This window comes from Pseudomonas sp. NFPP25, from assembly GCF_900116505.1.
GTDB classification, from domain to species: Bacteria; Pseudomonadota; Gammaproteobacteria; order Pseudomonadales; family Pseudomonadaceae; genus Aquipseudomonas; species Aquipseudomonas protegens.
This window is the reverse complement of the sequence record NZ_FPBG01000006.1, coordinates 1-24,945: the sequence shown is the minus strand read 5'-3', so window position 1 is coordinate 24,945 and position 24,945 is coordinate 1. Positions and strand designations below refer to the sequence as shown.

The 24,945-nt window shown below is 61.8% G+C and carries 24 protein-coding genes and 1 pseudogene; 14 read left to right on the top strand and 11 right to left on the bottom strand.

The genetic code is table 11. The features are described from left to right. Window positions 1-5: 5 nt before the first annotated feature. On the top strand, window positions 6-401 hold the full coding sequence (locus tag BM382_RS23190) for a YbaN family protein (protein WP_011059915.1): 396 nt from the start codon (window positions 6-8) through the stop codon (window positions 399-401). An 80-nt stretch (window positions 402-481) separates the two neighbouring features. Here the strand turns inward: BM382_RS23190 and BM382_RS23185 are convergent, their stop codons facing one another. Continuing rightward, window positions 482-1,078, bottom strand: a complete 597-nt coding sequence (locus tag BM382_RS23185) for a tRNA-uridine aminocarboxypropyltransferase (protein ID WP_011059914.1) — start codon at window positions 1,076-1,078, stop codon at window positions 482-484. Window positions 1,079-1,087: 9 nt separating this feature from the next. Then, window positions 1,088-1,981 carry a LysR family transcriptional regulator gene (locus tag BM382_RS23180; RefSeq protein WP_011059913.1) on the bottom strand — a complete coding sequence of 298 codons (894 nt, stop codon included), beginning with the start codon at window positions 1,979-1,981 and terminating at the stop codon, window positions 1,088-1,090. Window positions 1,982-2,339: 358 nt separating this feature from the next. On the opposite strand from BM382_RS23180, the gene speB reads away from it, so the two are divergent. From speB to BM382_RS23150, 6 genes and pseudogenes are all read left to right on the top strand, one after another. Then, complete coding sequence (gene speB, locus BM382_RS23175; RefSeq protein ID WP_011059912.1) at window positions 2,340-3,290, top strand: agmatinase; 951 nt, start codon at window positions 2,340-2,342, stop codon at window positions 3,288-3,290. 62 nt (window positions 3,291-3,352) lie between these two features. Next, a pseudogene (locus BM382_RS32110) lies at window positions 3,353-3,647 on the top strand (DUF4440 domain-containing protein); the annotation flags it as partial. A gap of 21 nt (window positions 3,648-3,668) precedes the next feature. Then, window positions 3,669-3,884, top strand: a complete 216-nt coding sequence (locus BM382_RS23165; RefSeq protein ID WP_019093738.1) for a hypothetical protein — start codon at window positions 3,669-3,671, stop codon at window positions 3,882-3,884. Between the two features lie 132 nt (window positions 3,885-4,016). Continuing rightward, complete coding sequence (locus BM382_RS23160; RefSeq protein WP_072444246.1) at window positions 4,017-5,396, top strand: sodium:solute symporter family protein; 1,380 nt, start codon at window positions 4,017-4,019, stop codon at window positions 5,394-5,396. A gap of 304 nt (window positions 5,397-5,700) precedes the next feature. Continuing rightward, window positions 5,701-5,958, top strand: a complete 258-nt coding sequence (locus BM382_RS23155) for an acyl carrier protein (RefSeq protein ID WP_072444248.1) — start codon at window positions 5,701-5,703, stop codon at window positions 5,956-5,958. A 27-nt stretch (window positions 5,959-5,985) separates the two neighbouring features. Further along, window positions 5,986-6,246, top strand: coding sequence for a hypothetical protein (locus BM382_RS23150; RefSeq protein WP_011059909.1), 261 nt, complete (start codon window positions 5,986-5,988; stop codon window positions 6,244-6,246). Window positions 6,247-6,334: 88 nt separating this feature from the next. Here BM382_RS23150 and BM382_RS32195 read toward each other — a convergent pair whose 3' ends face one another. Together BM382_RS32195 and BM382_RS23145 are read right to left on the bottom strand one after the other, a co-directional pair. After that, window positions 6,335-6,463 (bottom strand): PA1414 family protein, encoded by a 129-nt coding sequence (locus BM382_RS32195; protein ID WP_011059908.1) that lies wholly within the window; start codon window positions 6,461-6,463, stop codon window positions 6,335-6,337. A 133-nt stretch (window positions 6,464-6,596) separates the two neighbouring features. After that, the gene (locus tag BM382_RS23145) at window positions 6,597-7,490 is read right to left on the bottom strand and encodes a putrescine utilization regulator PtrR (RefSeq protein WP_011059907.1); all 894 of its coding nucleotides are present in this window, start codon (window positions 7,488-7,490) and stop codon (window positions 6,597-6,599) included. Window positions 7,491-7,594: 104 nt separating this feature from the next. Between BM382_RS23145 and BM382_RS23140 the strand changes: the two genes are divergently transcribed. Then, window positions 7,595-8,755, top strand: coding sequence for a YbfB/YjiJ family MFS transporter (locus tag BM382_RS23140; protein WP_072444250.1), 1,161 nt, complete (start codon window positions 7,595-7,597; stop codon window positions 8,753-8,755). Between the two features lie 8 nt (window positions 8,756-8,763). Here BM382_RS23140 and BM382_RS23135 read toward each other — a convergent pair whose 3' ends face one another. The 3 genes from BM382_RS23135 to BM382_RS23125 form a co-directional block, all read right to left on the bottom strand. After that, window positions 8,764-9,687 carry a DMT family transporter gene (locus BM382_RS23135; RefSeq protein ID WP_019093735.1) on the bottom strand — a complete coding sequence of 308 codons (924 nt, stop codon included), beginning with the start codon at window positions 9,685-9,687 and terminating at the stop codon, window positions 8,764-8,766. A gap of 86 nt (window positions 9,688-9,773) precedes the next feature. Continuing rightward, window positions 9,774-10,196 carry a DUF2177 family protein gene (locus BM382_RS23130; RefSeq protein WP_072444252.1) on the bottom strand — a complete coding sequence of 141 codons (423 nt, stop codon included), beginning with the start codon at window positions 10,194-10,196 and terminating at the stop codon, window positions 9,774-9,776. A 28-nt stretch (window positions 10,197-10,224) separates the two neighbouring features. Further along, complete coding sequence (locus BM382_RS23125; RefSeq protein WP_026020046.1) at window positions 10,225-11,061, bottom strand: CvfB family protein; 837 nt, start codon at window positions 11,059-11,061, stop codon at window positions 10,225-10,227. A 343-nt stretch (window positions 11,062-11,404) separates the two neighbouring features. Between BM382_RS23125 and BM382_RS23120 the strand changes: the two genes are divergently transcribed. The 3 genes from BM382_RS23120 (at window position 11,405) to BM382_RS23110 (ending at window position 13,445) form a co-directional block, all read left to right on the top strand. Further along, the gene (locus tag BM382_RS23120) at window positions 11,405-11,593 is read left to right on the top strand and encodes a hypothetical protein (RefSeq protein ID WP_016962619.1); all 189 of its coding nucleotides are present in this window, start codon (window positions 11,405-11,407) and stop codon (window positions 11,591-11,593) included. Window positions 11,594-11,790: 197 nt separating this feature from the next. Beyond that, complete coding sequence (locus tag BM382_RS23115) at window positions 11,791-12,510, top strand: TorF family putative porin (protein ID WP_011059901.1); 720 nt, start codon at window positions 11,791-11,793, stop codon at window positions 12,508-12,510. A 65-nt stretch (window positions 12,511-12,575) separates the two neighbouring features. Beyond that, window positions 12,576-13,445 carry a DUF6279 family lipoprotein gene (locus tag BM382_RS23110; protein WP_072444254.1) on the top strand — a complete coding sequence of 290 codons (870 nt, stop codon included), beginning with the start codon at window positions 12,576-12,578 and terminating at the stop codon, window positions 13,443-13,445. Window positions 13,446-13,452: 7 nt separating this feature from the next. On the opposite strand, the gene BM382_RS23105 is transcribed toward BM382_RS23110, so the two are convergent. Further along, window positions 13,453-13,845: a hypothetical protein gene (locus BM382_RS23105; protein ID WP_011059899.1), complete on the bottom strand. Its 393-nt coding sequence runs from the start codon at window positions 13,843-13,845 to the stop codon at window positions 13,453-13,455. Between the two features lie 197 nt (window positions 13,846-14,042). Between BM382_RS23105 and BM382_RS23100 the strand changes: the two genes are divergently transcribed. After that, window positions 14,043-14,786 carry a DUF899 domain-containing protein gene (locus BM382_RS23100; RefSeq protein ID WP_019095061.1) on the top strand — a complete coding sequence of 248 codons (744 nt, stop codon included), beginning with the start codon at window positions 14,043-14,045 and terminating at the stop codon, window positions 14,784-14,786. A gap of 117 nt (window positions 14,787-14,903) precedes the next feature. Beyond that, window positions 14,904-15,851 (top strand): AraC family transcriptional regulator, encoded by a 948-nt coding sequence (locus BM382_RS23095; RefSeq protein ID WP_011059897.1) that lies wholly within the window; start codon window positions 14,904-14,906, stop codon window positions 15,849-15,851. 141 nt (window positions 15,852-15,992) lie between these two features. Here BM382_RS23095 and BM382_RS23090 read toward each other — a convergent pair whose 3' ends face one another. Then, on the bottom strand, window positions 15,993-16,574 hold the full coding sequence (locus BM382_RS23090) for a hypothetical protein (RefSeq protein WP_053156871.1): 582 nt from the start codon (window positions 16,572-16,574) through the stop codon (window positions 15,993-15,995). 289 nt (window positions 16,575-16,863) lie between these two features. Between BM382_RS23090 and BM382_RS23085 the strand changes: the two genes are divergently transcribed. Further along, the gene (locus BM382_RS23085) at window positions 16,864-17,136 is read left to right on the top strand and encodes a hypothetical protein (protein WP_072444256.1); all 273 of its coding nucleotides are present in this window, start codon (window positions 16,864-16,866) and stop codon (window positions 17,134-17,136) included. 348 nt (window positions 17,137-17,484) lie between these two features. On the opposite strand, the gene BM382_RS23080 is transcribed toward BM382_RS23085, so the two are convergent. Continuing rightward, window positions 17,485-17,841 (bottom strand): immunity 8 family protein, encoded by a 357-nt coding sequence (locus BM382_RS23080; RefSeq protein ID WP_072444258.1) that lies wholly within the window; start codon window positions 17,839-17,841, stop codon window positions 17,485-17,487. 3 nt (window positions 17,842-17,844) lie between these two features. Next, window positions 17,845-24,945, bottom strand: a 7,101-nt coding sequence (locus BM382_RS23075; RefSeq protein WP_239692967.1) for a DUF637 domain-containing protein, incomplete at its 5' end; no start/stop codon positions are given.

Below are 24,945 nucleotides of genomic sequence, written 5' to 3'. Positions count from 1 at the left end.
TGCCTATGGCCAAGCCCATAGGCCAACGCCCCCTGCTATGGCGTTACGTTCTGCTGGCCATCGGCTGGTCGAGCGTAGCGCTGGGGGTAGTGGGTATCTTCCTTCCTGTATTGCCTACCACGCCTTTCCTGCTGCTGGCAGCCGCCTGCTTTGCCCGTAGCTCGCCACGCTTCTACCAATGGCTGGTGCAACACCCGCGCCTGGGTCCGTGGATCCGCGACTATCTCGACGGCAACGGCATTCCGCTCAAGGGCAAGGTCTACGCCATCGGCCTGATGTGGTTGAGCATCGGCTTCTCCTGCTACCTGGTGCCATCGCCCTGGGCCCGGGGCTTCATGCTGACCAGCGCAGTACTGGTGAGTCTCTATATCCTGCGGCAGAAGACCCTGCGGCGCTCCTGAAGGTTTGTGGGGTGGCCGGCAAGGGCGGGGCCACCGCGCGCCATCGCCGCCTGCGGCAGCGGCTCCAGATTCGGGAGCGGTCAGGATTTGGCGTGGTTGCGCTGGTAGGTGTCTTCGCCCATCGCGGCAATCTGCCCTTCGATCAGGGCCTCGAAAGGCCGCAACAGCGGCTCGAACGAAGCAGGAGCTTCAAGTACCTGCAATGCCTGAACGATCGCTTCCACAGTGGACAAGGCTCCCGGCCCCGGGGCCTTGCGCAGGCGATAGCGAGACTCCACCCCAGTCGCCAGGGTCACCCTTGGCAGCGCCGCCAGCAACGGATTGAGGTGCAGCAACTTGCGCGCCTTGCGCCAGGTGCCGTCGGGCACCACCAGCAGCAGCGGTACATCCGTCTCGGCATAGGCCTGCAATGGCCGGGCATCATCCGCCGGGAACAGCAGGCATGCTCGATATCCGGGCTGGTCGAGCAACGCCGGCAGCTCCTCGAACACCTCCCCCACCACCAGTTCGGCGTTGTTCAGCCCCAGCGCCGCCAGACGTGCGGTGTTCAAGGCATGATTGACCTCACTGGGATGCTGCAACAACAGCACTCGGGTGCGGCTGGGTAGCTGGGGAATCAGCGGGCACAGACAATGGCCCGCAGGGCGCAGGCAACGCTCGCAGCGTGCTCGAGACATGGGACCTCCTTATGACTGGTTGAGCTGCGCCTTGAGCAGGTCGCGAAAGGTCTGGATCAGCGGCTCTCGACCGCGTCCGCGACGCATGATCATGGAGAACGGCGCCTGGTAGCCAAAGGTTGCCGGCAGCAGCACCCGCAAGTCGCCCTTGTCCGCCCAGGCCTGGGCGTAATGTTCCGGCAGGTAGCCGATGTAGGCGCCGGACAGCACCAGGATCAACTGCGCCTCCATGCTCTCCACCGTCGCCGCACTGTGCTTGAAGCCGTGCCGGGCCAGTTCGGCCTGGCTCCAGTAGCCGCGGCCGACCATGCGTTGCTGGGTGATCACCTGCTCGGGAATGCGCCGCTCGCTGTACAGCGGGTGGCGGTTGCTGCAATACAGCCAATGCTGCTCGCGGTACAGCGGCATGTACACCAGGCCGCTCATGCGCGTGGAAAAGGCACCGATGGCCAGGTCCAGGCGATTGTCCTGCACCCCCAGCTGCAACTCGTGGGGGCTCATCACCGACAGGTGCAGGTGCACCGCCGGATGCTCCTGGCTGTAGGCGCCGATGGCCTCGGCGAACGGCAGGGCCTTATCGCTCACCGTGGAGTCGATCACCCCCAGGTTCAGGGTCCCGCGAAGCTCGCCCTTGAGGGCTGCGGCGTACTGTTCGAAACCTTCCAGCTCGCCCAGCAGGCGCAGGGTTTCCTGGTGGAACAGCTCGCCCTTGCTGGTCAGGCTGAAACCGCCCCGGCCACGGTGGCAGAGCACCAGGCCCAGGGACGCCTCCAGCTGGCTCATGTAGGTGCTGATGGCCGAGGTGGAAAGATTGAGTTCATGCTGGGCGTTGGCGAACCCCTGATGCCGCACCACGCTGACGAAGATGCGCAATAGTTTCAGATCAGGTAAAGCGTTGGCCATGACAGGCTCCGATAACAGGCAAAACGACAACGTCCCTGCGGCGAGGGGCGGGTTCTCGCCGAGTGGCAAAGCAACCCCGATGGCCTCCATGCCCGCTTTCAATCCAACCCTGCAACCCGGATAACGGTGGCTGCACCACCGGACGGGAGCAAGCTCCCTCGCCACCAAGGGCCTGGGGAGCAGCGCGGGAGTCTAGCGCGCCATCGGCCATTAGTTTAGAAAAATCTGAACTAAGTATTTGTTCGTAGCGATTCTTTCCCCGCACTACATTTCGCAGAATCGGCCCCACTCGGTTGCTCGGGCAGGATTCGCTGCGCCGTCGACCCCATAAATATAAAACAACGATGAGGCCTATCCCGTGGACAAGATTCTCCACCAACCACTGGGCGGCAACGAAATGCCGCGCTTCGGCGGCATCGCCACCATGATGCGTCTTCCCCATCTGCAATCCGCTGCCGGCCTGGACGCTGCGTTCGTCGGCGTGCCCCTGGACATCGGCACCTCGCTGCGTGCCGGCACCCGTTTCGGCCCGCGGGAAATCCGTGCCGAATCAGTCATGATCCGCCCTTACAACATGGCCACCGGTGCTGCCCCGTTCGACTCGCTGTCGGTGGCCGACATCGGCGACGTAGCGATCAACACCTTCAACCTGCTGGACGCGGTGCGCATCATCGAAGAAGCCTATGACGGCATCCTCGAACACAACGTGATTCCCCTGACCCTGGGCGGCGACCACACCATCACCCTGCCGATCCTGCGGGCCATCCACAAGAAACACGGCAAGGTCGGGCTGGTGCACATCGATGCCCACGCCGATGTCAACGACCACATGTTCGGTGAGAAGATCGCCCACGGCACCACCTTCCGCCGCGCCGTGGAAGAAGGCCTGCTGGACTGCGACCGCGTGGTGCAGATCGGCCTGCGCGCCCAGGGCTACACCGCCGAAGACTTCAACTGGAGCCGCAAGCAGGGCTTTCGCGTGGTCCAGGCCGAAGAATGCTGGCACAAATCCCTGGAGCCCTTGATGGCCGAAGTCCGCGAGAAAGTCGGCAACGGCCCGGTGTACCTGAGCTTCGACATCGACGGCATCGACCCGGCCTGGGCCCCAGGCACCGGCACCCCGGAAATCGGTGGCCTGACCACCATCCAGGCCATCGAGATTGTCCGTGGCTGCCAGGGCCTGGACCTGGTGGGCTGCGACCTGGTGGAGGTTTCGCCGCCTTATGACACCACCGGCAATACCTCGCTGCTGGGCGCCAACCTGCTGTACGAAATGCTCTGCGTGCTGCCTGGCGTCGCCCATCGCTGAGACTCAGCACATGCTGCGCGCCGCCAGACCGTTTGCGGCGCAAAGCGGTACTACCCGCTTCATCTTTACCCCGTCCTCGACTGCTGTTGCGCAATGCCTGCCAGGCATTAGCCGGGCCGATAAGGGGCCAAGGATGGTTCCGAGGTGCGGTGACGCATCCCGGACAACGCCGTCGTCCGCCCACAAGGAGACGGCGCCGGATTGACTCATGACGTAGCCACGAAGCTGCGCATGCAAGGGGAGCAAGACTTCAGCCAGGAACGCGAAACCATTGGGTCTCGCACAAAACAACAAGGCCTCTGGCTGGCCTGTCACAACCATTTGTCCGCTGTGCCGGAAGGGCTGCCACCCCCTTAGCCAATGTGATCGGAGCAGATCATGAATAACAACAAAGAAAAAAACCCTAGCAACATCGCAACCAACAGGATCGGACAGATCCTCGAGCACCAGCGCGACACCAGGCCTTGCGACCTGTTTCGCCTGCCCCCCGGCCTGGCCAGCACCGCCATCGCCACTCTCGAAACTGCGCACTCCAGCATGGCCAGCCGCTGTACCAGCGGGCTGCTGGCAAGTCGCGCGCTACTGCCCGGATAACCTCCTGGAGCGGCCGGCCTCGCGATAGAGCCCCTGGGTCTTGCACAAGACTTGACCCCGCCTTCGCTGAGCAGCCAGCACCTGCATGAACCGTTTGTTTCACATAAAAAAGATAATCGGAGACACGCCACCATGGCTTTAGATCTATTTGTCGTACTCATCTATGCCGCCGGCATGCTCGTACTCGGCTACTACGGCATGCGCAAGGCCAAGACCCACGAGGACTACCTGGTGGCCGGCCGCAACCTGGGCCCGACCCTGTACATGGGCACCATGGCCGCCACGGTCCTGGGCGGTGCCTCCACCGTCGGCACCGTGCGCCTGGGCTATGTCCACGGCATTTCCGGTTTCTGGCTGTGCGCCGCCCTGGGGGCGGGGATCATTGCCCTGAACCTGCTGCTGGCCAAGCCGCTGCTCAAGCTGCGCATCTTCACCGTCACCCAGGTGCTGGAGAAGCGCTACAACCCCATGGCCCGCCAGGCCAGCGCAGTGATCATGCTGGCCTACGCGCTGATGATCGGGGTGACTTCGATCCTCGCCATCGGCACCGTTCTGCAAGTGCTGTTCGGCCTGCCGTTCTGGGTTTCGGTTTTGCTGGGAGGCGGCGTGGTGGTGGTGTACTCGGCGATCGGCGGCATGTGGTCGCTGACCCTGACCGACATCGTCCAGTTCGTGATCAAGACCGTGGGCCTGATGTTCATCCTGTTGCCGATCTGCCTGTACCGCGTAGGCGGCTGGGATGAGTTGGTGGCCAAGCTGCCAGCGTCCAGTTTCAGCTTCGCCGCCATCGGCTGGGACACCATCATCACCTACTTCATGATCTACTTCTTCGGCATCCTGATCGGCCAGGACATCTGGCAACGGGTGTTCACCGCCAAGACCGAGAAAGTCGCGCAATACGCCGGCACCCTGGCGGGCTTCTACTGCATCCTCTACGGCCTGGCCTGCGCCCTGATCGGCATGGCCGCCCATGTTCTGCTGCCGGACCTGGACAACGTCAACAACGCCTTTGCCGCCATCGTCAAAGCCTCGCTGCCGGACGGCATCCGTGGCCTGGTGATCGCTGCGGCGCTGGCCGCCATGATGTCCACTGCCAGCGCCGGCCTGCTGGCCGCCTCCACCACCCTGACCGAAGACCTGCTGCCAAGGCTGCGCGGCGGCAAGCAATCGAGCCTGGGGATCAACCGCCTGTTCACCTTCCTCACCGGCATCGTGGTGCTGGGCATTGCCCTGGTGGTCAACGACGTGATCAGCGCCCTGACCCTGGCCTACAACCTGTTGGTGGGCGGCATGCTGATCCCGCTGATCGGCGCCATTTTCTGGAAACGCGCCACCACTGCCGGCGCTATCGCCAGCATGGGCCTGGGCTTCGTCACGGCTCTGGCCTTCATGTTCAAGGACGGCCTGGATGCCAACACACCGATCTACTACAGCCTGGCCGTGGGCCTGGTGAGTTTCGTGGTGGTGAGCCTGGCCTCCCGGCGCCCTGCGCCCCTGGCCAACGCAATCTGACGTGAAGCCGGAGGTCTGAAGCTTTTCTTCGACGGGTGCGGCGTCGGTGGCCGCACCCGTTTTTTTTCGCCTGGCAAAAGCCTCACGGCACCGACGGGCAAAGCCCGCAGCCATTTTCGTCAGGACCATGAATGGACGAATGGTTACCCCGCCGGAAAAAAACCTGTGCTGTACTCAGATCCAGCGACGACTGTTCCCGCAGGAAAACAGTACAAGGATCGCTGGCCGCCTCAGTGCACGCTATCGCTTCACCCTTGGATGGGGTCATAAAACAATAAGAGCCTCTCCCTGCCCCGAGGTGTTTATGGACCGTTTCTCCATCCAGCAAAGCATCCGTCATGCCATCGATGCACAAATGGCCCAGAAGTGGCCAATCCCGCCCTGCCAGGCCCGCGAACACGACACCTACTCCCTGGACCTCAAGGCCCTGCTGCACAGCCTGGAGCGAGAGTTCAACATTCGCCTGGATCCCGACCGCGACCTGTATCGAATCAGCAGCATCAGCGAGCTGAGCCTGTTCATCCTGGAAAAGACCCGCGCCGACGCTGCCCGTCCCGCCTGACCTGCTGTCGTATCGGGAGCAACGCAGATGAATCGGGCCCAAGCGCGCGCGGCAGTGCACCTGCTCATTCGCCACTGGCTGGATGAGCCTGTGGATTTCGATGACCAGAGCGGTCTCTCTGAACTGGGGCTGGACAGGGATGATATCGAGGCGCTGCTGTGGCGCCTGGAGGACAGGTTCGACCTGGGTGTCTTGCCCCGTGAAGAGCAGCGAGCGCTCGGGCAACTGGAAAGGGTGGATGACCTGGTGCAATGGTTATTGGAAAAGGCCCGGCAAAACCAGGATTGACCCGATTGCCCCAGGCCTGTGGCCCAGCGACTGCCGGCTAGAAGACATCCGCGAGAGCCGGAGCCTGCACTCCGCTCTCGCCTCTGCTTCAGCGACGACGTTGTTGACGGCGCCGCAGCTCTTCGTCGGTAGGAATCGGCACCGGTTGCAGCGGTGGCTCGATCAGGCCCAGTGCGACGCCAAGGTCGTGCAGCCAGCTTTGCAGTTTGTCTTTCATAGTGCCCCCTCAGGGTCGTGCCGAGCGGCGATACTGCGCCGCCTCAAGCAGATAATAGCCCTATCTTTTCCAGCGCGCTGCTGCGCAATGGCAATGAACTGTTACTGGATTAAAGCCAATGGCCATCGGGTGCTCAAGCATGGGCCCGCGCCTGCTGCGCAAGCTGCACGCCAGCGCCCTGTTGCAGCTCGATCCAGGCATTGAGATTGGCCCCGACCATGCCCTTGCGCCACATCAGCCAGGTAGTGGCACGGGCAAAAGGCTCGGCCAAGGCATGCACCGCCACGCTTTCGCGCCCCGGCAGGCTGTCGAGCATCGACTGAGCCATCAGCGCCACCCCGGAACCGGCGATCACACAGGCCAGCATGCCCTGATAGGACTCGATCTCCATGGCCCGCCCCATCGCGGCGTGGTAGTGGGCAAACCAGGATTCCAGACGCATGCGATAGGAGCAGCCCTGGCGAAAGGTGAACACCGCACGGCCCTCCACGTCCCGGGCCGTACGCACCGGCGGATGGTCGGCTTCGCTGATCAGTACCAGGGTCTCGTCGCACAGGGGCACGCCATCCAGGCCTGCCAGCTCCAGCGGCCCGTCCACCAGGGCTGCATCCAGGCGCCCGGTGAGCAAGCCTTCGAGCAACTCGCCGCTGGGCCCGGACTGCACCTGCAGGTTCACCGCCGGATAAGCCCGGTGATAACGCGCCAGCAACGCAGGCAAGTGAATCGCCGCGGTGCTGTACATGGTGCCCAGGACAAACTCCCCGGCCGGCTGACCGCCCTGCACCGCGGCATGGGCCTCGTCGTGCAAGGCGAACAGGCGCGCGGCGTAATCCAGCAGCACCTTGCCCGCCGGCGACAACTGCAGGCGCTGACGCTCGCGCAGGAACAGTTCGACCCCCAGTTGCTCCTCCAGTTGCTTGAGCCGGGTCGAGAGGTTCGACGGCACTCGGTGCAGGCGCTCGGCGGCGCGAGTGATGGAGCCTTCCTCGGCCACGGCCTGGAAGATGCGCAATTGGCTGAACTCCATGACCTTCTCCAAAACTGAACAAGTTACTCAATATTATTCATTTTTAAAGAAAGTCAATCAGCCCTAGCCTGACGGTCATTGTCCCCATCGATGGAAAGCCGACCATGTCTCCCCTGCTCCGCCTGCTCGCCAGCTTCATTGCCCTGATGATGGCCATGGGCATTGGCCGCTTCGCCCTGACCCCGCAACTGCCGCACCTGATCAGCGAAGGCCAGGTCGACCTGACCGCCGCCGGGCTGATTGCCGCCGCCAATTACCTGGGCTATTTCCTCGGAGCCCTGGACGCCATGTTCGCCAGGCGTCCGGCCCAGGTGCGCCTGCGCCTGCTGGGCGGCTTGTGGCTGTGCGTGCTGCTGACCCTGGCCTCGTTCTGGGCCCAGGGCTTCTGGCCGCACCTGCTGCTGCGCTTCGGCACCGGGGTGGCCAGCGCCTGGGTGCTGGTGATGATCACGGCCCTGAGCCAACCCCTGGCCCAGGCGGCGGGCCGGCCACGCCTCGGGGCCCTGGTGTTCGCCGGCCCGGGGCTGGGCATCATGCTCACCGGGCTACTGGCCCTGGGCTCCAATCTTCTGGGGCAAAGCTCGGCCAACCTGTGGCTGCTGTATGCCGCGGTCGCCTTGTTGATGCTGCTGGTGATCCTGCCGATCCTGCCCCCGGCCTCGGCGCGCCCCAGTGGCGAAACGCAGAGCGCCTGCGCCACTGAGCACAGCGTGGCGCGCCTGGGGCTGGTCTACGCCCTGTATGGCGTGGGCTACATCATCCCCGCGACCTTCCTTTCGCAGATGGCCAATGCGCGCTTCCAGGGCCAGTGGCAGGCCGACCTGTTCTGGCCCGGTTTCGGCCTGGTCGCGGCCGTAGGCGTGGCCCTGGCCAGCCTGCGTCGGCACACCCCGCACAGCACCCGGCAATGGCTGATGGCGACCTTGTGGCTGCAGGCCGCCGGGGTCTTTGCCTGCCTGCTGGGCAGTGGCCTGGGGCTGGTATTGGGCGTGTTGCTGTGCGGCACGCCGTTCCTGGCCTGCATGCAGTTGGTGATGCAGCGCTCCCGGGAACTGGCACCGCAGTCGGCCCAGCGCAACGCCGGCCTGCTCACTGCCTGCTTTGCCGTGGGCCAGTCGAGCGGCCCGTTGCTGGCCGCCCTGAGCAGCCACTTCAGCGGCGACCTGCAACTGGCGCTGGTGGTGGCGGGCTGCGGCTTGCTGATCGGCGCCAGCCTGCTCTGGCAACTGCGACCAAGGGCACAGCGCTGTGCGGTCGTCTCGTGAAGCGCGGGCTACAACAAGCGCTGGATCCGCCGCCGCAGCCACTGTTCGGCGCTGACGAAGGTAATACCCAGCAGCACCAGCATTGCCCCCAGCACGAAGTTGAGGCTCAAGGGCTCGTCCAGTAACAGCACGCCGAAGGTCACGCCGAACATCGGGGTCATGAAGGAAAACACTGCCAGGTTCGCCGCCAGATAACGCCGCAGCAGCCAGAACCAGGTCAGGTAGCTGAAGAACGATACCACCAGCCCCTGGAACAACACGCTGGCCACCGCTACCGGAGTCAGGCTGACCTGGGTCACCTGGCCGCTGAGCACGGCGATCAGCAACAGGCCGACGAAACCGACGATCAACTGATAGAACAGGGTCAGGGTCGCCGGCGCCTCGGACAGCCGCGAAGCCCGTACCACCACTGTGGTCGCGCCCCAGGCCAGCCCCGCCAGCAATCCCAGAACGTCGCCCAGGAGCATGCGCCGGTCCAGGTTGTCCAGGGAGATCCCGCCGGCAAAGGCAATGCTGATGCCGATAAAGGCCAGGACGATCCCCAACCATTGCAAGGGCCGCAAGCGTTCGCTGGGCAACAGCCAATTGACCCCAAGGGCGGTGAAGATCGGTGCGGTGTAGAGAAACACCGACATGTGCGCGGCACTGGTGAGCTTCAGGCCTTCGGCGATAAACAGGAACTCCAGGCCAAACAGAGCGCCGGCCAGCAAGCCGCCGCGCCAGGTACTGGAAACCTGGGACCAGCCGCCTTTCCAGCACATCAGTACAGCCACCAGCAGCGCCGAGATCCCCGAACGGGCGGCCGCCTGCATGATGGGCGCGATGTCCGCCGCGGCCCACTTGATCATCACCTGCTGCACGCCCCAGATCAGGCACAGCCCCAACATCACCTGCAGGGCAAACCCATCGGCGTTGCGCCGTTCGATGCTCACCGCCGTACCTCACATTGATTCAATGACATGACCCCTACCCGAAATAAAGAACTGCCGCCGCGCCTGACGGGTCCCCTGGAGCAGACCTAGTTCCCGTCGTTTGCGCCAGGCGCCCAGCGGCAGGCACAGAAGACGCCGAAACTGCAGGCCAGGGCACTGGCCAGCATGCCCCAGGCCATGTCCAGCAGCGCCAGGGAAGCCGACCAGCCCTGCAAGGTCGCCCAGTTGCTCAGGTCATAAGTGCCGTAGGCCACCAGCCCGAGCAGCGCCCCCAGGCACGCAGCCCGGCGCCAGCCGCCCTGCTGCAGGGCGGGCCGCACGGCGAACAGCAGGCAACCGCTAACGTAGAGGAGGTAGAACAGCGCTGCCGGCAACAGCCGTGGCTGTTCCAGCAGCAGCGCCCCCAACTGGGCCCGGTAGGTTTCGCCCATCATCAGCCCCAGCCAGAGCGCGTCGAGTAGCAGGAACGCCAGCAAGGTGGCGAGCCAGGCAACCAGCGTGGTTTTCATAAGCCTCGCCCGCAGCGTGAAGTGAGTCTCAGCTTAGCTCGATACGATCCGCGTGAATGACAATCTGGCCCTGCTTGTAGAGGGCACCGATGGCCTTCTTGAAGTTGCCCTTGCTAACCCCGAACAAACTGCTGATCAAGGCCGGATCGCTCTTGTCGCTGACCGCCAGCGAGCCATCGTTTTCCCGCAACTTGGCGAGGATCTTCGAGTTCAGGCTGGTGGCCGCCTGTTCACCGACAGGTTGCAGACTCAGGCTGATCTTGCCGTCGGCGCGCACTTCCTTGATGAAACCTTTCTCTTGCATCCCCGAGCGCAGGAACTTGAACACTTCGTTCTTGTGGATCAGGCCCCAGTGCTTGTTGTTGATGATGGCCTTGAAGCCCATGTCGGTGGACTCGGCCACCAGCAAGTCGACTTCCTGGCCGGCCTTGTAGTTGGCCGGCGTCTTGTCCAGGTAGCGGTCCAGACGGGCCGTGGCGGTAATACGGCGAGTGTGCTTGTCCAGGTAGACATGCACCACGCAGTATTCGCCGGCGTTCATCTGGCGCTTTTCCTCGGAGTACGGCAGCAGCAGATCCTTGGGCAGCCCCCAGTCCAGGAACACCCCGATACTGTTAACTTCTACGACTTTAAGACTGGCGAACTCACCAACTTGAACTTTCGGCTTTTCGGTAGTTGCGATTAACTTGTCAGCACTGTCCAAGTAAACAAAAACATTCAGCCAGTCTTCATCTTCACTGGGAATGTCCTTGGGGATATAACGATTGGGCAGCAATATTTCGCCGTCTGCCCCACCGTCCAGATACAAACCAAAGTTAGTGTGTTTAACCACTTGCAAACTGTTGTAGCGCCCGACTAAAGCCATTTCCAATACCCTCATTGCGTGGGCGGCATTCTACCTGTTTTCCAGGCCTGCGTTGACGCTCCTGAATCGCCGGCCACGAAATCCTTGATTTTTCTGGCGTTCCCGGCGCTCAACCGGCCGCTCGTCAGGCAAACAGCCGTGCATAGAGCCTTTGCGGAGCACAGCGAGAGGGCATTTTTTTCGATGGGTCCGTAGTTAAAACAGCGACTTAGGAAAAATATCCGAAAAATAAACTTAGGAAAAACAGCAGGAAGCGCCTTTCTGTTCCAGGGGATATTTACCAAGCAATTGTCAAGTATTTCTGATAAGATGCCTGGCCAAATTAATTTTCCCGAAAGGTTAAATGGCCGCCATGCGAGTAAAAGCCTCCAACAGCAAAGCAAAACCAGCTCCCGCCGTTGAAACCAGTGAATCGATCAACGAACAGATCGCAGCGTTCCTGAAATCGGGCGGCGAAATCCAGCAGATCGCCAAAGGCGTCAGCGGCCAGACTTTCGGCCCGTCCAAGCAGATCAGCCTGGGCAAGAAGTAACTCCCCCGCGCATTATCCTGGTCCCTTAGCGCTTTGCCCTCAAAGCGCTAGGACTGGCACCCGCTCTCCTCCCCACTACCAGCAAATCGACGAACGGCCTTCAGCCAATGGCATTCGCCGGTATCCTTTACTCCCTCTAGATCAATCGTTTCAGCCGCCTTTCAGGTTGTCGCTCCGCGCAGTTCAGGGAGTGCTGCATGCTCAAATCCTCGTTGCTGGCCTGCAGCCTGCTGTTGGCCTGCCCCATTGCCCATGGGCAAATCTTCCAGCGCGAGCTGGGGGATTTCGACCTCAAGCTGGGCACCAGCCCCAGCCGCAGCATGGCCCAGGGCCTGGTCAAGCCGTCCTCAAGCGGCTCGTTCCACGGCGGCCTCGACCTGAGCCACGACAGTGGCTGGTATGCCGGCCAGTGGGCCCCCAGCATGGGCCTGAGCCCCTCCAGCAAACTGGAGGTGGATTCCTACCTGGGCTTCAAGCAGCCCTTCGACCAGACCCTGGGCTACGAACTGGGAATGATCCACTACAACTACCCGCAGTTGCGGACCCAGGACAGCCAGGAATTCTACGGCGGCCTGACCCTGCTCGGTAGCCGCTTCGGCGCGGCCTTCAGCAATGACCCGGACAAACGCAACAGCACCCTGTTCGCTGACCTGGGCGGCAACGTACCGTTCGGCATTGGCGTCAGCGTCAAATACACCACCCATCAACTGAACAATGGCGTCTCGATCGCCGACGGCGGCTACGTGGCCGGCTTCAATGACTGGTCGATCAAGCTCTCGCGCCCCTGGCTGGGGATCGACCTGAACCTGATCTACAGTGACTCCAGCCTCAGCGGCAACGACTGCAGCGCCTACTCCGGGCATAACCCGCAATGCGACGGCCTGCTCACCTTCAAGGCCGAACGGGCGTTCTACTGAACGTCTGAACTGCGAGGCACCTTCAGGGTTCAGATACAGCAACCCGCACTCGCAAGGACTCGAACATGGCGCGCCGCTGGCACCTCCTCATTCCGCTCCTGATCATCAGCCTGCTGCTGGGCGCCTGTAGCCGGGTCGGCCTGGCCTATCGCAACCTGGATGTGATCATTCCCTGGAACCTCAACGACTACCTGGACATGAACAGCGAGCAGAAGAGCTGGTTCAACCAGCGCCTGCAGCAGCACCTGAGCTGGCATTGCACCACCCAGCTTCCGGGTTACCTGGACTGGCTCGACCGCCTGCAACTGATGGTGCAGAACAACCAGGTCAGCGACCAGGGCTTGCAAGAGCGCACCCGGGAAGCCAAGCAAGCCATCGCCGAAACCGCCCAGCAGATCACCCCGTCCGCCGTGGAGCTGCTCCAGGGTCTGAACGACCAGCAAGTCAAAGAGATGAATTCCGCCTTCGCCAAGGACCTGCAGGAACACCAGGAGCAATACCTCAAGCCGCCGTTGGCGCAACAGATAGAGCAGCGCAGCCAACGCATGAGCAAGCGCCTGAACGCCTGGCTCGGCCCCTTGAGCCCGAGCCAGCAGCAACGGGTGGAACAATGGTCCAGCAGCCTGGGCGAGCAGAACCAGCAGTGGATCGCCAACCGAGCCCACTGGCAGGCGCAATTCAGCGCGGCCGTGGAGCAACGGCAAAACAGCGATTTCCCACAACGTATCGAGCAATTGCTGGTACACCGCGAGAGCGTATGGACGCCGGACTATCGCCAGGCCTACGCCCACACCGAACAGGCCGCACGCAGCCTGCTGGTGGACCTGATGGCACAAAGCACCCCGGCCCAGCGCCAGCGCCTGCTGAAGAAAATCGACGGAGTGCGCAAGGACTTCGCCGAGCTCAAATGCCTGCAGAACGCCCGCCAGGGCTAGGCGCAACCTAGGCGATCTGGGCCTTGGAGGCCACCTGATCGAAGGTCGCCGGATCCAGCGCATCGGCCTGCTCATCCAGCACCTGGCGCGGGTGATCATTGCCCGGGATGCTGCTGTCGATCAGGCACAGGAGGCTGGAACCACGGGGCGTGAGCACGAAGTTCTCGCCATTGCCCCCCTCCTCTTCCGGCCGGCTTTCGATAAAGCCCCGGTCCAGCAGTAACTTTTCGTACTCGGTGGCGGTGACTTTCAGGTCATCCAGATTGCCGGTGGGCTCGCCTTCCGCCGCCTTGGCCGCCGCATGCTGCTCGGCATAGGGCCGCGGAGTGAAGCTGTGGCCGGCGCCGTTCTGCACTTCGTGCAGCAGCCGTTCGATCAGATCCCAGTTATAAGTCGTCATCCTGATTCAACCTCCAGACAAGCGAATGAAATGCCTTCACAAGTTGTGACCGGCAGGCCATTCAGCCGTTCAGGAAATCCACCCCAGGCCGCCGCCCCCTGATCGGAAAACCGCTGGGCGGTTTGTCGATCCACTCCAGCGCCAAACGACTAGCGTGTGTAAGACCCATCGCCCCCACTGCCTTGAGGAGAGATGTCATGTCCGTTACCGAGCATCCCGTGGTCTCCCGGGAACAATGGCTGCAAGCCCGCAAACAGCACCTGATCCACGAAAAGGCCTTTACCCGCCAGCGCGACCAGCTCAGCGCCGAACGCCGGGCGCTGCCCTGGGTAAAAATCGACAAGCCCTATCAGTTTCATGGCCCCGATGGCCCGCTGGGCCTGGCCGATCTGTTTGGCGACCACAGCCAACTGCTGGTCTACCACTTCATGTTTGCCGAAGGTTGGGAGGAAGGCTGCAAGGGCTGCTCGTTCGTCGCCGACCACTTCGATGGCGCCAACCAGCACCTGGCCCACCACGATGTAGCGCTGGTGGCCATCTCCCACGCCCCTTATGCCGAGTTCCAGGCCTTTCGCCAGCGCATGGGTTGGCATTTCGATTGGTATTCCAGCGCCGGCGACGACTTCAACCAGGACTTCGGCGTCAGCCTCAGCACCGAGCAACTGGCCCAGGGCACTGCCAGCTACAACTACGAACAGGCCAGTGGCGATGAGCAGGAGTTGCCCGGGCTCAGCGTGTTCTACCGCAACCCGCAAGGTGAGATATTCCACACCTATTCCACCTATGCCCGCGGGCTGGACCTGTTGCTGGGGGCCTACAACTTCCTCGACCTGACGCCCAAGGGGCGCAACGAAGAGCAGATCATGGGCTGGGTCCGGCACCACGATCGCTACCAGGCAACGCCCCAGGGCAAGAGCAGCAGTTGCTGTTGTGACGATTGAGAACCTGTTCGCCGGCAGAACCTGCCGCAGGAGCCAGCTTGCCGGCGAATCGCACTCACAAACGGCACAAATCTGCGGCAGACTGTGACGACCCACCCAGCCAACTAAGCTGTAGACATGAGCGCCGCCTATCACAGCCTCCACGAATACACCCTGCGCATGAGCCGGGTGCTGGAGCATATCGACCAACACCTGGACCAACCCCTGGAGCTGGCAGACCTGGCGCGGGTCGCCCATTTCTCGCCCTACCACTTCCACCGCCTGTTCAGCGCCTGGGTCGGCGAGCCCCTGGGTGCCTACCTGCGCCGCCGACGCCTGGCCTGCGGCGCCTACCTCATGGCCAGCCGCCCCTCGGCCTCAGTGCTGGAAATTGCTCTGGAAGTCGGCTTCGGCTCCGGCGAGGCATTTTCCCGGGCCTTCAAACAGCACTTCTCGGTCTCCCCCAGCACCTGGCGCGATACCGAGCCCAAACGCTGGCACCGCCGCCTGGACGACATCCGCGAACGCCGTCTGCGTGAATTGCGCAATCCTGATCAGACCCACATCCCCGCCTTCGACGATCCTGACGCCTTCATTCACCTGAAGGAAACCGCGATGAAGGTCACCCTGCAGCAACTACCCGCCACCCGCGTGGCCTACCTGCGCTACATCGGCGCCTACGGCCCGGGCATTGGTGTTTTCTGGCGCGAAACCGCAGCGCCATGGATGCTCGAACATCAACTTTTCAACCGCGTGCGCTACGGCATCGGCCACGACGACCCGGACCTCACCCCCGCCGACAAATGCCGCTACGACGCCTGCGTGGAAGTGCCCGAAGACTTCAAGGCCAGCGCCCCGGCCGTCGTCACCACCTTGCCCGGTGGTCTCTACGCCGTGGCCCACTACCGCGGCCTGGGCCCGGCTATCGCCGACGCCTGGATCGAACTGTGCCGCGACTGGCTGCCCAAGAGCGGCCTGCAATTCGACCCGCGCCCGGCCTTCGAACGCTACCCGGCGGATGCCTTCTACGACGTCAAGACCGGGGAGCTGGAGTGTGAGATCTGCATTCCGGTGAAAAAGCTATAACCCAAAAAGCACGTTGATCCCCCTGTAGGAGCGAGCTCGCTCGCGAACAACGCCAACGATAACGCGCCGCTACTGAAAGAACGCGACGCCCTGACGCTCATCGCGAGCGAGCTCGCTCCTACAATCCCCCCACACACTCACTCAACGAGAAGGAATGGCCGTGATATCGCGAACGATGAACCTCGGCAGAGCACGAATGTAGAAGTTCTCCACATCCGAGTTACCGCTGTTGGTGATCGCCCCCAACATGGTCTTCATATTGCGCAACTGGCCCATGGCCCCGGCAGGCTGCAAACCATCGCGCTCCTGGGCGAAATGCAACACCTCGGCGCCGTCGCGCTTGACCTGCACCTTGTAGCCAAAGTCGACACTGGCAAGGATCGTATTGTCATCGACGACCATCGACACCAGCCCGCCCTGGGAATCACTGAGGCGGCGCTTGTACACCGCATCTACATCCAGCAGGTAGTCGGCACTGTCCTTGGTGGCGGCGTAGCGATTGGCATTGCCCAACTGCCGGATCAACTCCATGCCCAGTTGCTGACGCAACTTGTCCTCAGGCAGAAAACGCTCGCTCTCGCCGACCAACTGCAGGTTGAAGGTGTCGATCCAGTAAGTCGCGTTGGCGGGAATCTGCACCGGTTTGGGCGAGATGTAATAGTCCGGCGTGGAAGCACAACCGGCGAGCAAAGCGAGGGTGAAGAGCAGAGACAACAGACGCATGACGGATCTTCCTTGAGAAGGTTTTCAACAACGCACCGCCACCTAAAAACCACCTGTGGCATGGCGATAAGCGGCGGCATTGTAAGCCAGGAAAATCACGGCGGACCGGCTTGAACAGGTCCTCTCGACAAATTAGGAATTGCCTTACAGCAGAAGCAGACAATCCAGTAGGAATGAGGCTTAAAGGACAGGGAGGAACGCTGGATATAGTCGAGGGGGCGTTGAAAGAACGACCGGAGTTGGCGACCTGATTTACAGAGTCCTCAGTCAAACTAAAGAGGCTCAATAAATGACGCGTTATCAAGCTATAACCGGCCACGACTGCAACATCCCCTCCCAGCTGATCGATACCCAAGCCGCCATTGACGCCCTGCACGATGCAGTGGCGTATCGCATTCGCGCCGTGACTCAACTGCTGGAGAACTTAACGGTTTCTGATGACACGCCCAGAGGTGCAGTGGTGCTGCAGGAACTATCGCTGGTGTGCAGCATTCTGCTGCGAGATGGGTGTGATTTGATGGATGTGACGACGAGGCGGATGCAGGAGCAGGTGCTCCAGTAAGCCAAAAAGGCAGCTTGAAAGTCACCAATTTTCTATCACCTTTTAATCGGACACTGATCGATCAAAGACTCACTTGCTCTCTTTGGCAACAGTACTCAGACCTGCATCATTGATCAAATAGCGGCTTCCCACATCACCCAAGACTTTCAGGATAAATATAACTAGAACTGCCACCCTACCTTCGCTTGCGTGGGCACTGATTGCAACAGACGAGATTTGCGATCAATCAGAAGATCAGGATTGAGGTTAGTAAGAATAGGTTGGTGATTACGGCGGAGTGAAAATAATATCCCCAGCACTGCTGGGGATATTAAAAGAGCCAGTTCCCAATTCGTTTTTTACAGTTCACTATGGCTCGTAACCCTCAAACTCCCAAAGTCCTAGCCGTGAAACTTTCCTTGCAACTTCTTTCCAATTTTCACCAGCGCAGCCCAGTAAAAACGTTTTTATAGATTCATTAATTTTTTTATAATTATATTCACGAACAATCAAATAATGACTTCCGATAATAACCACATCTTGCGCGCAATTTTCTTCAATCCACTTTGGAGTACAAACCTCTATATCAAATGACTCTTCCCCGTCCTCCCCCACTGGACCAATCATCGCTTGAAGGAGAAAACTAAAGTTTGTTGGTGATTCCGGCTTGTAATTTTCCAGATCGTAAATTTCTGGGCTATGAAGCCGTTTTAATTCTGCATACATAGTCTAATCCGTTATATTCAGATGGCCATTTGATTGCCACCTCTTTGATTCTTGACCAGGAAATCTTTGCTCAAAGTTAGCTTGAGCCTTCCCCTGACTGGGTTTGTAAGATGGTGGTCTATATTGCTTTAAACCGTCACTACTGACTAAGGTTTTCCCATCACTAGCAACCTTATACCCATCTCCTACCCATGCTTTTCCCAAAGCATCAGCTTGTTCTCTTGTACCAGTACCAATATTAAAGTTACCTTTACCTTGCGAGGCGTCTCTGAGCTGGCCACTTAGTTTAGCCCAATCATCTACTCCTGCTTTTGCATTCTGCAAATCAAGCACCGTATTCGGTGCCTTGCCCGTCAGATCAGGCCCTTTCGCGTTGCTCCCTATACGCTCCAACGCCGCCTTTTCAGCTGCGACTAATGCCTCTGCTTCCTTAGCAGCTCCTTTTGCAGCCTGCCCCGCTGCAACTTCCCCTCGGACACCTCCCGAAAGGATCTTACCTAACGCCGCAGCCAGCCCCATGCCACTGAGTTCACCGGCCATAAACATAGCCCAAGCCTTGGTGAATTCAGTAGCAGGTTGGACACCATCGAAACCAAGCCCTCGGGCCTGATCCACGAGCGCTTCACTTATCTGCTCAGCAGTAGCCCCCCGATTCCGCATATCTTCTGCGAGTGTGCTCGCCGCTTGCCCATATTCAGTCAGGCCCGGGGGAAGATGCTCCACGAAGTTGTATTGAGTAGCATTCTGCGCAACCCAGGCCCCCTTCTCGATCTTGGCTGTATCACTATCCTTCTGAGCCGCCGCCGCTAGCACACCCACAATTTGTGAGCTCATGATTAGCAGGTCTTTATTGCCGTTTACCAGACCATTCAATTGGACAACCAACGCTTCGTTGGCGCCCGCAGCCAATGCCCCAGTCTTGAAGTCCCCACCAGTCGCTTGCGACAGCAATCCACCAACCATGGCGTGAACTAGGATTTTGGGCAGTTTACCGTCGTCCAGCACCCCTTTGGTGTAATCCCCCACGGCATTGAAACTGGCCGCAGCCAAGGTATTGAACAAGGCACTTTTCAGAGCATCACTTGCACTGCCGCCCTGCCCCAACGCTTTGCTCAACAGCATGGAGGTGCCGCTCTGCAGTGTTTGGCTCGCCGCAAATTGCCCAACACCTGTCCAAGTGCTGAGGTTCGGCCCAATAACCTGATTCGTTACTGGGTTGGTGTAAGTACCTGTCCACTCATTGAAATAACCAGATGTAAGCCCCGCAGTAACACCGGAGATCACATACCCTTTCATGGCGCTGGAAGAGGTCACATCCTTAAAGACCGCCCCCAGATTTCCGCCATTGTTGATAAAGCTAACAGTTGCGTTAGTCGCGGCGCCTGTAGCGATAGCTCCCGCACTCGACACCAGCACTCCAGCAGTCCCCGAACTCATGGTCCCCGCAGCAACCGCTCCACCGGTAGCGGTCCCCATAGCTCCCATTGCCATTGGCCCAACCACCGCCGCCATCACAATCGCAATAATGATCTGCGAAGCCGGCCCCAGCCCGGAGTTGCTGTACTTGTAGGAGTCGTGGATCTCCTTCACCACCCGCCAATCAACATCGCCACGCTTCTCGGCCTCTTTGAGCCAGGCCAGTTGCGGGTCGGCCTTGACCATCGCGTCGATGCTCTGGCTGACGGTTTGCTGGTTGACCTGCCTCACATCGATCTTCAGGCCATCAACGGCCTTGATCACGATATTGCCGGCCGCCACCATCTGGGTCTGGCGCAGGGTTTCGTCGGTATTGCCCTTGCCTTTGGAGGACACCCAGAAGGAGTTGTTATTGGTCTTCTCGTGACTCTCCTGGTGCAGATCCTTCACCCCTTCAAAGGTTATAGCGCCGCCGCTATCCAGGGTGATGTCCTTGCCGCTCTCCAGCTTGGCGACCTGATACCTCTGGTCACCGTCGCTCTTGAGGGTCAGGTTGCCACCGGCGCTGATCTCGCTGCCGATATGTGTGGTGCGGGTGACTTCGTCATGCTGGGTCTTGAGGTTGCCCCAGCCCCCCTTCTTCTTCATGTCATACAGCGAGTGCTCACTGTCCTGCTCCGCCAGCAGGTTCAGTTCGCCACCAGCCACCAGATAGGCTTCATCCCCAGCCTTGACCTTGCTGGAAATCAGGGTCATGTCCTGGCCGGCCTTGAGCATCACATCCCCGCCCGCCGTCACCGTGGTGGCTTGTTGGTGGACGCGATCCTCTTCGCTCTTGGTGGTACCGGTCTTGCTGGCCCAGTGTTGTTCATTGGCGGCCGAGGCCAGGGTCAGGTTGTCCTTGGCCGTCATCGAGACGTCGCCCTTGACGTCAATCTGGCTGGCGATGGCGGTGACGTTGCCACCGGCCTCAATGCTCAGGTCGCCGCCGCTCTCCAGGATGGCGCCGTGCTGGGTTTTGCTCTGGTCGAGGTTGCCGATGCCACGGTCATTGCTGACTACTTGCTCGACGGCGTTGAGGCTGACGTTGCGACCGGCCTTGATGCGGGTGTCGCCACCGCTGTGCAGGACGCTGCCGTTGCTGTCGAAGTCCCGTTCGGCATCGATGCTCAGGCTGTTGCCTGCTTCGATGCGGGCGGCGCTGTCGAGGAAGTCGCGACGCTGCTCGCGGACGTAGGCTGCGCTGCTGCTCTGGTGGGTGGTCAGGGTGCGGTCGTTGATCACGTCGCCCTGGGTGGTGGTCAGGGTGACGTCGCGCCCGGCGATGATGCCGCCGGCGCGGTTGACCAGGTAGTCGCCCGCCAGCAGGTCCTGGCGGTTGCCCGCCTCCGCCAACCCACTATTGACCAGGTTCGCCCCCGCCACCGCCGACAGGTCATTGGCCGCGCGCAGGGTGCCGACGTTGTTCAAGTCCTTGCCGGCAATCAGGCTCACGTCCTTGCCCGCGATCAGGGAGCCGTTGGGCGCCAGGCGGTTGTTGGCCTGGGCCAGGTACAGCACTGGCACCAACACCTGTTCGCCGTTCACTTCATGGCTTTCCAGCCAGACGATGTCGTGGGTCAGGGCGGCGACTTGCTCGGAGGTCAGGGTCACGCCCACCGACAGGTCAAGCTGTTGCTTGCTCTGGATGGCGTTGTCCATCAGGTGCTTGAAGAGCTTTTCGTTGCTGTCCTGGCCGTCGATAAAGCGCTGGCCGGTGCGGGCCACCATGGCTTGCTGGATGAGTTTCTGTTCGTAGAAACCGTCCCCCAGGCGCTTGGCGCTTTCATCGGGGTTGTATCCGAGGTTGGACAGCAGGTAGTCCGAGCTCATGAACTGCTTGAGGTTGGTCAGCGCCGGGTTGGTTTCGATCAGGTACTTGTGCGGCCGGGACAGGCTCGCGGCGTCCGGCAGGCCGGCGATCTGCGCAGGCGTCGGGGCCTGGGCCAGGGTGCTGCCCTGGCCGCTGAGGCGGAACAGGCCGTTGCCGCCGGTGGGCAGGGTGAAGCCCGGCAGCTCCAGGGGGTTGACCTGTTGCTGGGCCAGTTCCGGGGGCAGTTGCGGGTTGATCCGGATCGGCGTCGAGTAGCCGTTGCCAACGCCGGTGTCGGTCAGGGTCTTGCCGGCGCCGACGTACTCGTAAAAGGAGCGGATCACGCTGTTGTCGAGGGTCTGGTCAGCCTTGAGGTTGACCTTGCCACCGGCCTGGATGGTGGCGGCGAAGGATTGGTCGCCGTCCACCACCTTGCTGCTGGAGGACAGCATCACCCCGGTCCAGGCAATGAAGGCGCTGAGGTCGGAGGCGAAGCTGCTCGAAGGCGTCGGGTTGTTGCGGGCGTTGAACGCGGCGGCTAGGGCTGCGGCGGTGCCGGTTTCGTTGACGAAGCTCCAGTAGCGCCGCAGGGTGGTGATTTCCTGGGGTTGCAGGCCCTGGTTGTGGACGGTCTCGGCCTTGATGTTGATGTCGCCGGCCGCGGTAATCAGGCTGCTGGTGTTGGTCAGGGTCTGGGTGTCGATCTGCAGGTCGGCGCCGCTGTTGAGGCTGGCGGCGGCGCTACTGTTGGTCACCCGCAGGCGGTCGGTCTCGGCCACTTCCCACAGGCCGTTGATGCGGCCACCGCCACGGTCGTCGCAACCGGCGACGGGAATCAGGGTGCAGGACAGGCGGGTGATGCTGGCGGCACTCTTTTCGTGCTCGGTGTACTGCAACACGTCCATGACGTTGTTGAGGGTGCTGGCGGCGATGGTCAGCTTGCCCAGGCTTTCGATATCCCCGGAGCGGTTGTCCAGCAGGTCGGCCCTGGCTTGCTGGTCGTCCTTGGCGATCAGCGCGGCACCCAGGCTGTACACCTGGGCATAGCGGTTGGTGAAACTGTTGGTCAGCAACTGCATATTGCCGCCGCTGGAGATCAGGCCATGGTCGTTGACCAGGGTGGCGGCGTTGAGGCTCAGGTCTTCGCCGCTGCCCAGGGTACCGAGGTTGTGGATGCTGGCGGCATTCAGCAGCAGCTTCTGGCTGGCGGTGATACGCCCGGCGCTGTTCAGCGCACCGTCGATCTTCAGGGTGCCGTTGGCGCCACCGGCGATGCTGGCGCTGTCCGCCAGGTCCAGTTGGGCGGCATGCAGGTCCAGTTGACCAATGCTGCTCAGGCGCCCCTTGCCGCTGTAGTTGCCGTTCAGGTCGAGGTTGAGCGCGGCGTCACTGCCGATCAGGCCGTCGTTGTTCCAGTGGCTGCCGCTGCCGGTCAGGCCGGTGCCCGCCAGGAGCTGGCCGTCGGCGGTCTGGGTCAGGTGGTCGACCTTGACCAGCAACCGGTCGGCTTGGATTGCACTGCTGTTGGTCCAGCGCTCGGCTTCCAGGGTCAGTTGGCCGGCGGTCTTCAGGCGGCCGCCGACGTCTTCGAGGTTGGTCATGGAGATGCCGAACACGCCACTGCCGCTGTGCAGCAGGCTGCCGCCGCGGTTGTTGAAGCCGCCGGCGTCGAAGGCCAGGTCGTTGTTGGCGGTTTCCAGGGAGCCGTCGCGGTTGTCGAAGGTGCCAGCGATGCTGAACCGGGTCTTGCTGGCCAGGCCCAGGGCCCGCAGTTGCCCGCGCTGGTTGTCCAGGCTGGCAGCAGCGGTGGCCAGGGTACTGCCGCTTTCGATCAGGCCCTGGCGGTTGTCCAGGGCACCAGCGAGCTCCAGCTCGATCTGCCGGGCGCTGATCTGGCCGGCGCTGTTGTCCAGGTCCTTGGCGCTAATATGCAGAGCCTGCTGGGCGAAGAGCGCGCCGTCGCGGTTGTCGAGGCGGCCATCGGCCGCGGTTTCCAGGGTGGCGCCGCCGTTGAGGGCGGACACCTTGCCGGCCCTGTTGTCGAGGTGGCCCGCCTTGAGCGTCAGGTCGCCCTGCTGGGCAATCACTTGTCCGCCTTGGTTGCCGGCGTCGGCCGCCACATCGAGGCCCAGGTTGGTCTTGGCCTGCAGCAGGCCTCTGGCGTTATCCAGACGCTCGGCATTGAGTTGCAGGTCGGCTTCGCGGCTGAGGATCTCTCCGCCATCGCTGTTCTGCACTTCGCCACTGGCGTTGATCAACACCGACTCATTGGCCGCGACCCGGCCCTTCTGTCGGTTGTCCAAGTGTTCGGTGAACAGCCGCAGCCACTGCTGGCTGGAGAGTTCGCCGCCCTGGTTCTCAACCTTAGTGCTGCGCTTGAGCAGCAAAGGGCCAGCGGCGGACAGGGTGCCCTGGTTGTTGATCAAGTGTCCCAGCAGGTCGAGGGTAACGCCCTGCTTGCCGGTGAAGGTGCCGTGGCTGTTGTCCAGGTCGCTGCCGATGAACTCCAGGTCGCCAGCGGCGTTGACTATGCCGCTCTGGTTGCCCAGGGCCATGGCCTGCAGGGTCAGGGTCGCGGCGCTGTCGATGGAGCCGCCCTGGCTGTTGTCCAGCCGGTCGCTCATTTTGAGGCTCTGTGCACCCGCGCTGGAGATCATGCCCTTGAGGCTGTTGTCGAGGCTGGCGGCCTTGACGTCCAGGGCCTGCTGGCTGACCAAGGCGCCGCCCTGGCTGTTGTTCAAGGCGTCGCTGAGGGTGACCTCGACACCGCCTTTGAGGCTGGAAACGGTGCCTTTGTTGCTGTTGTTCAAGCCCGTGCCATTGAGGGTCAGGCCCTGCCAGCCCGAGAGCAGGCCGCCCTGGTTGTCCAGTTCTGCCGTACCGGTTATCTCCAGGGTCTGTTGCGCCAGTACCACGCCGGTGAGGTTGTCCATGCCGGCCAGTACCAGGGTGCTGCTGCCCTGGCTCGACAGCTCGCCACCGCTGTTGCCCAGGTGGCCGAGGGTGGCATTGAGGGACTGCTGGCTCTTGATCAGGCCGCCCTGGCCGTTACGCACTTGCTCGGCATCGAGTTGCAGGCGCTCGGCGCTCAGCAGCTTGCCCTGATGGCTATTATCCAGAGCCCCGGCACTGACCGTGACCTGGCGCTGCCCGCTCAGGGTGCCGCCCTGGTTGTTCAGGGTCTGGGTGGTCGTGACCGTCAGATCACGGCTGGCCACCACACTCTTGCCGCTGTTGTTCAGGGTCTGCGCAGTCAGCGTGACATCGCCGTTCGGGTTGCGGCTGTTGTCGAGGTTGACCCCGGCTTCGATGATGCCCTGATTGTTCAGTTGCCCGCCGCTGCCCAGGTTGATGCTGTTGGCCGCCGCCAGAGTGCTGTGGTTGTTCAGGTCGCCCCGGGCCTGCACCTTGAGTTCGCTGCCGGCGTAGACCGCGCCCTGGGCCTCCAGACTGCCGGCCTTGATCGCCACCGCGCCCTTCTCGGCAGTGGCGTCCGCCATGCGCAACTGGCCGTCGGCGTCCAGTTGGATATCACCGCCACTGGCGATCAGCTTGCCGTCGAGCTTCACCCCCACTCCGGCCTCGGTGCCCACCAGCTTGATCGCCCCGGCGTACATGCCGCCCAGGGCTGATGAGTCGATGGCCAGTTGCGGTGCATCCGCCGGGTTGGCGGTGCGGGCCGTAGCGTTCAAGGTCTTGGCGTCGACGTCGTTGGCCCCGGCGATCACCGCCAGGTGCCGGGCCTGGATCTCGGCGTTGATCTTGGCGCTGCGGGTGATGATTTCGAACTGGTCGATATTGCTCGCGTTGAGGCCCGCGCCCTCGATGGCGACGCT

Bases quoted from the DNA above. Each gene is read 5' to 3' on its own strand.
- BM382_RS23190 (WP_011059915.1), top strand. From the start codon at position 6: ATGGCCAAGCCCATAGGCCAACGCCCCCTGCTATGGCGTTACGTTCTG.
- BM382_RS23185 (WP_011059914.1), bottom strand. From the start codon at position 1,078: ATGTCTCGAGCACGCTGCGAGCGTTGCCTGCGCCCTGCGGGCCATTGT.
- BM382_RS23180 (WP_011059913.1), bottom strand. From the start codon at position 1,981: ATGGCCAACGCTTTACCTGATCTGAAACTATTGCGCATCTTCGTCAGC.
- BM382_RS23165 (WP_019093738.1), top strand. From the start codon at position 3,669: ATGAATAACAACAAAGAAAAAAACCCTAGCAACATCGCAACCAACAGG.
- BM382_RS23160 (WP_072444246.1), top strand. From the start codon at position 4,017: ATGGCTTTAGATCTATTTGTCGTACTCATCTATGCCGCCGGCATGCTC.
- BM382_RS23155 (WP_072444248.1), top strand. From the start codon at position 5,701: ATGGACCGTTTCTCCATCCAGCAAAGCATCCGTCATGCCATCGATGCA.
- BM382_RS23150 (WP_011059909.1), top strand. From the start codon at position 5,986: ATGAATCGGGCCCAAGCGCGCGCGGCAGTGCACCTGCTCATTCGCCAC.
- BM382_RS32195 (WP_011059908.1), bottom strand. From the start codon at position 6,463: ATGAAAGACAAACTGCAAAGCTGGCTGCACGACCTTGGCGTCGCACTG.
- BM382_RS23145 (WP_011059907.1), bottom strand. From the start codon at position 7,490: ATGGAGTTCAGCCAATTGCGCATCTTCCAGGCCGTGGCCGAGGAAGGC.
- BM382_RS23140 (WP_072444250.1), top strand. From the start codon at position 7,595: ATGTCTCCCCTGCTCCGCCTGCTCGCCAGCTTCATTGCCCTGATGATG.
- BM382_RS23130 (WP_072444252.1), bottom strand. From the start codon at position 10,196: ATGAAAACCACGCTGGTTGCCTGGCTCGCCACCTTGCTGGCGTTCCTG.
- BM382_RS23125 (WP_026020046.1), bottom strand. From the start codon at position 11,061: ATGGCTTTAGTCGGGCGCTACAACAGTTTGCAAGTGGTTAAACACACT.
- BM382_RS23120 (WP_016962619.1), top strand. From the start codon at position 11,405: ATGGCCGCCATGCGAGTAAAAGCCTCCAACAGCAAAGCAAAACCAGCT.
- BM382_RS23115 (WP_011059901.1), top strand. From the start codon at position 11,791: ATGCTCAAATCCTCGTTGCTGGCCTGCAGCCTGCTGTTGGCCTGCCCC.
- BM382_RS23110 (WP_072444254.1), top strand. From the start codon at position 12,576: ATGGCGCGCCGCTGGCACCTCCTCATTCCGCTCCTGATCATCAGCCTG.
- BM382_RS23105 (WP_011059899.1), bottom strand. From the start codon at position 13,845: ATGACGACTTATAACTGGGATCTGATCGAACGGCTGCTGCACGAAGTG.
- BM382_RS23100 (WP_019095061.1), top strand. From the start codon at position 14,043: ATGTCCGTTACCGAGCATCCCGTGGTCTCCCGGGAACAATGGCTGCAA.
- BM382_RS23095 (WP_011059897.1), top strand. From the start codon at position 14,904: ATGAGCGCCGCCTATCACAGCCTCCACGAATACACCCTGCGCATGAGC.
- BM382_RS23090 (WP_053156871.1), bottom strand. From the start codon at position 16,574: ATGCGTCTGTTGTCTCTGCTCTTCACCCTCGCTTTGCTCGCCGGTTGT.
- BM382_RS23085 (WP_072444256.1), top strand. From the start codon at position 16,864: ATGACGCGTTATCAAGCTATAACCGGCCACGACTGCAACATCCCCTCC.
- BM382_RS23080 (WP_072444258.1), bottom strand. From the start codon at position 17,841: ATGTATGCAGAATTAAAACGGCTTCATAGCCCAGAAATTTACGATCTG.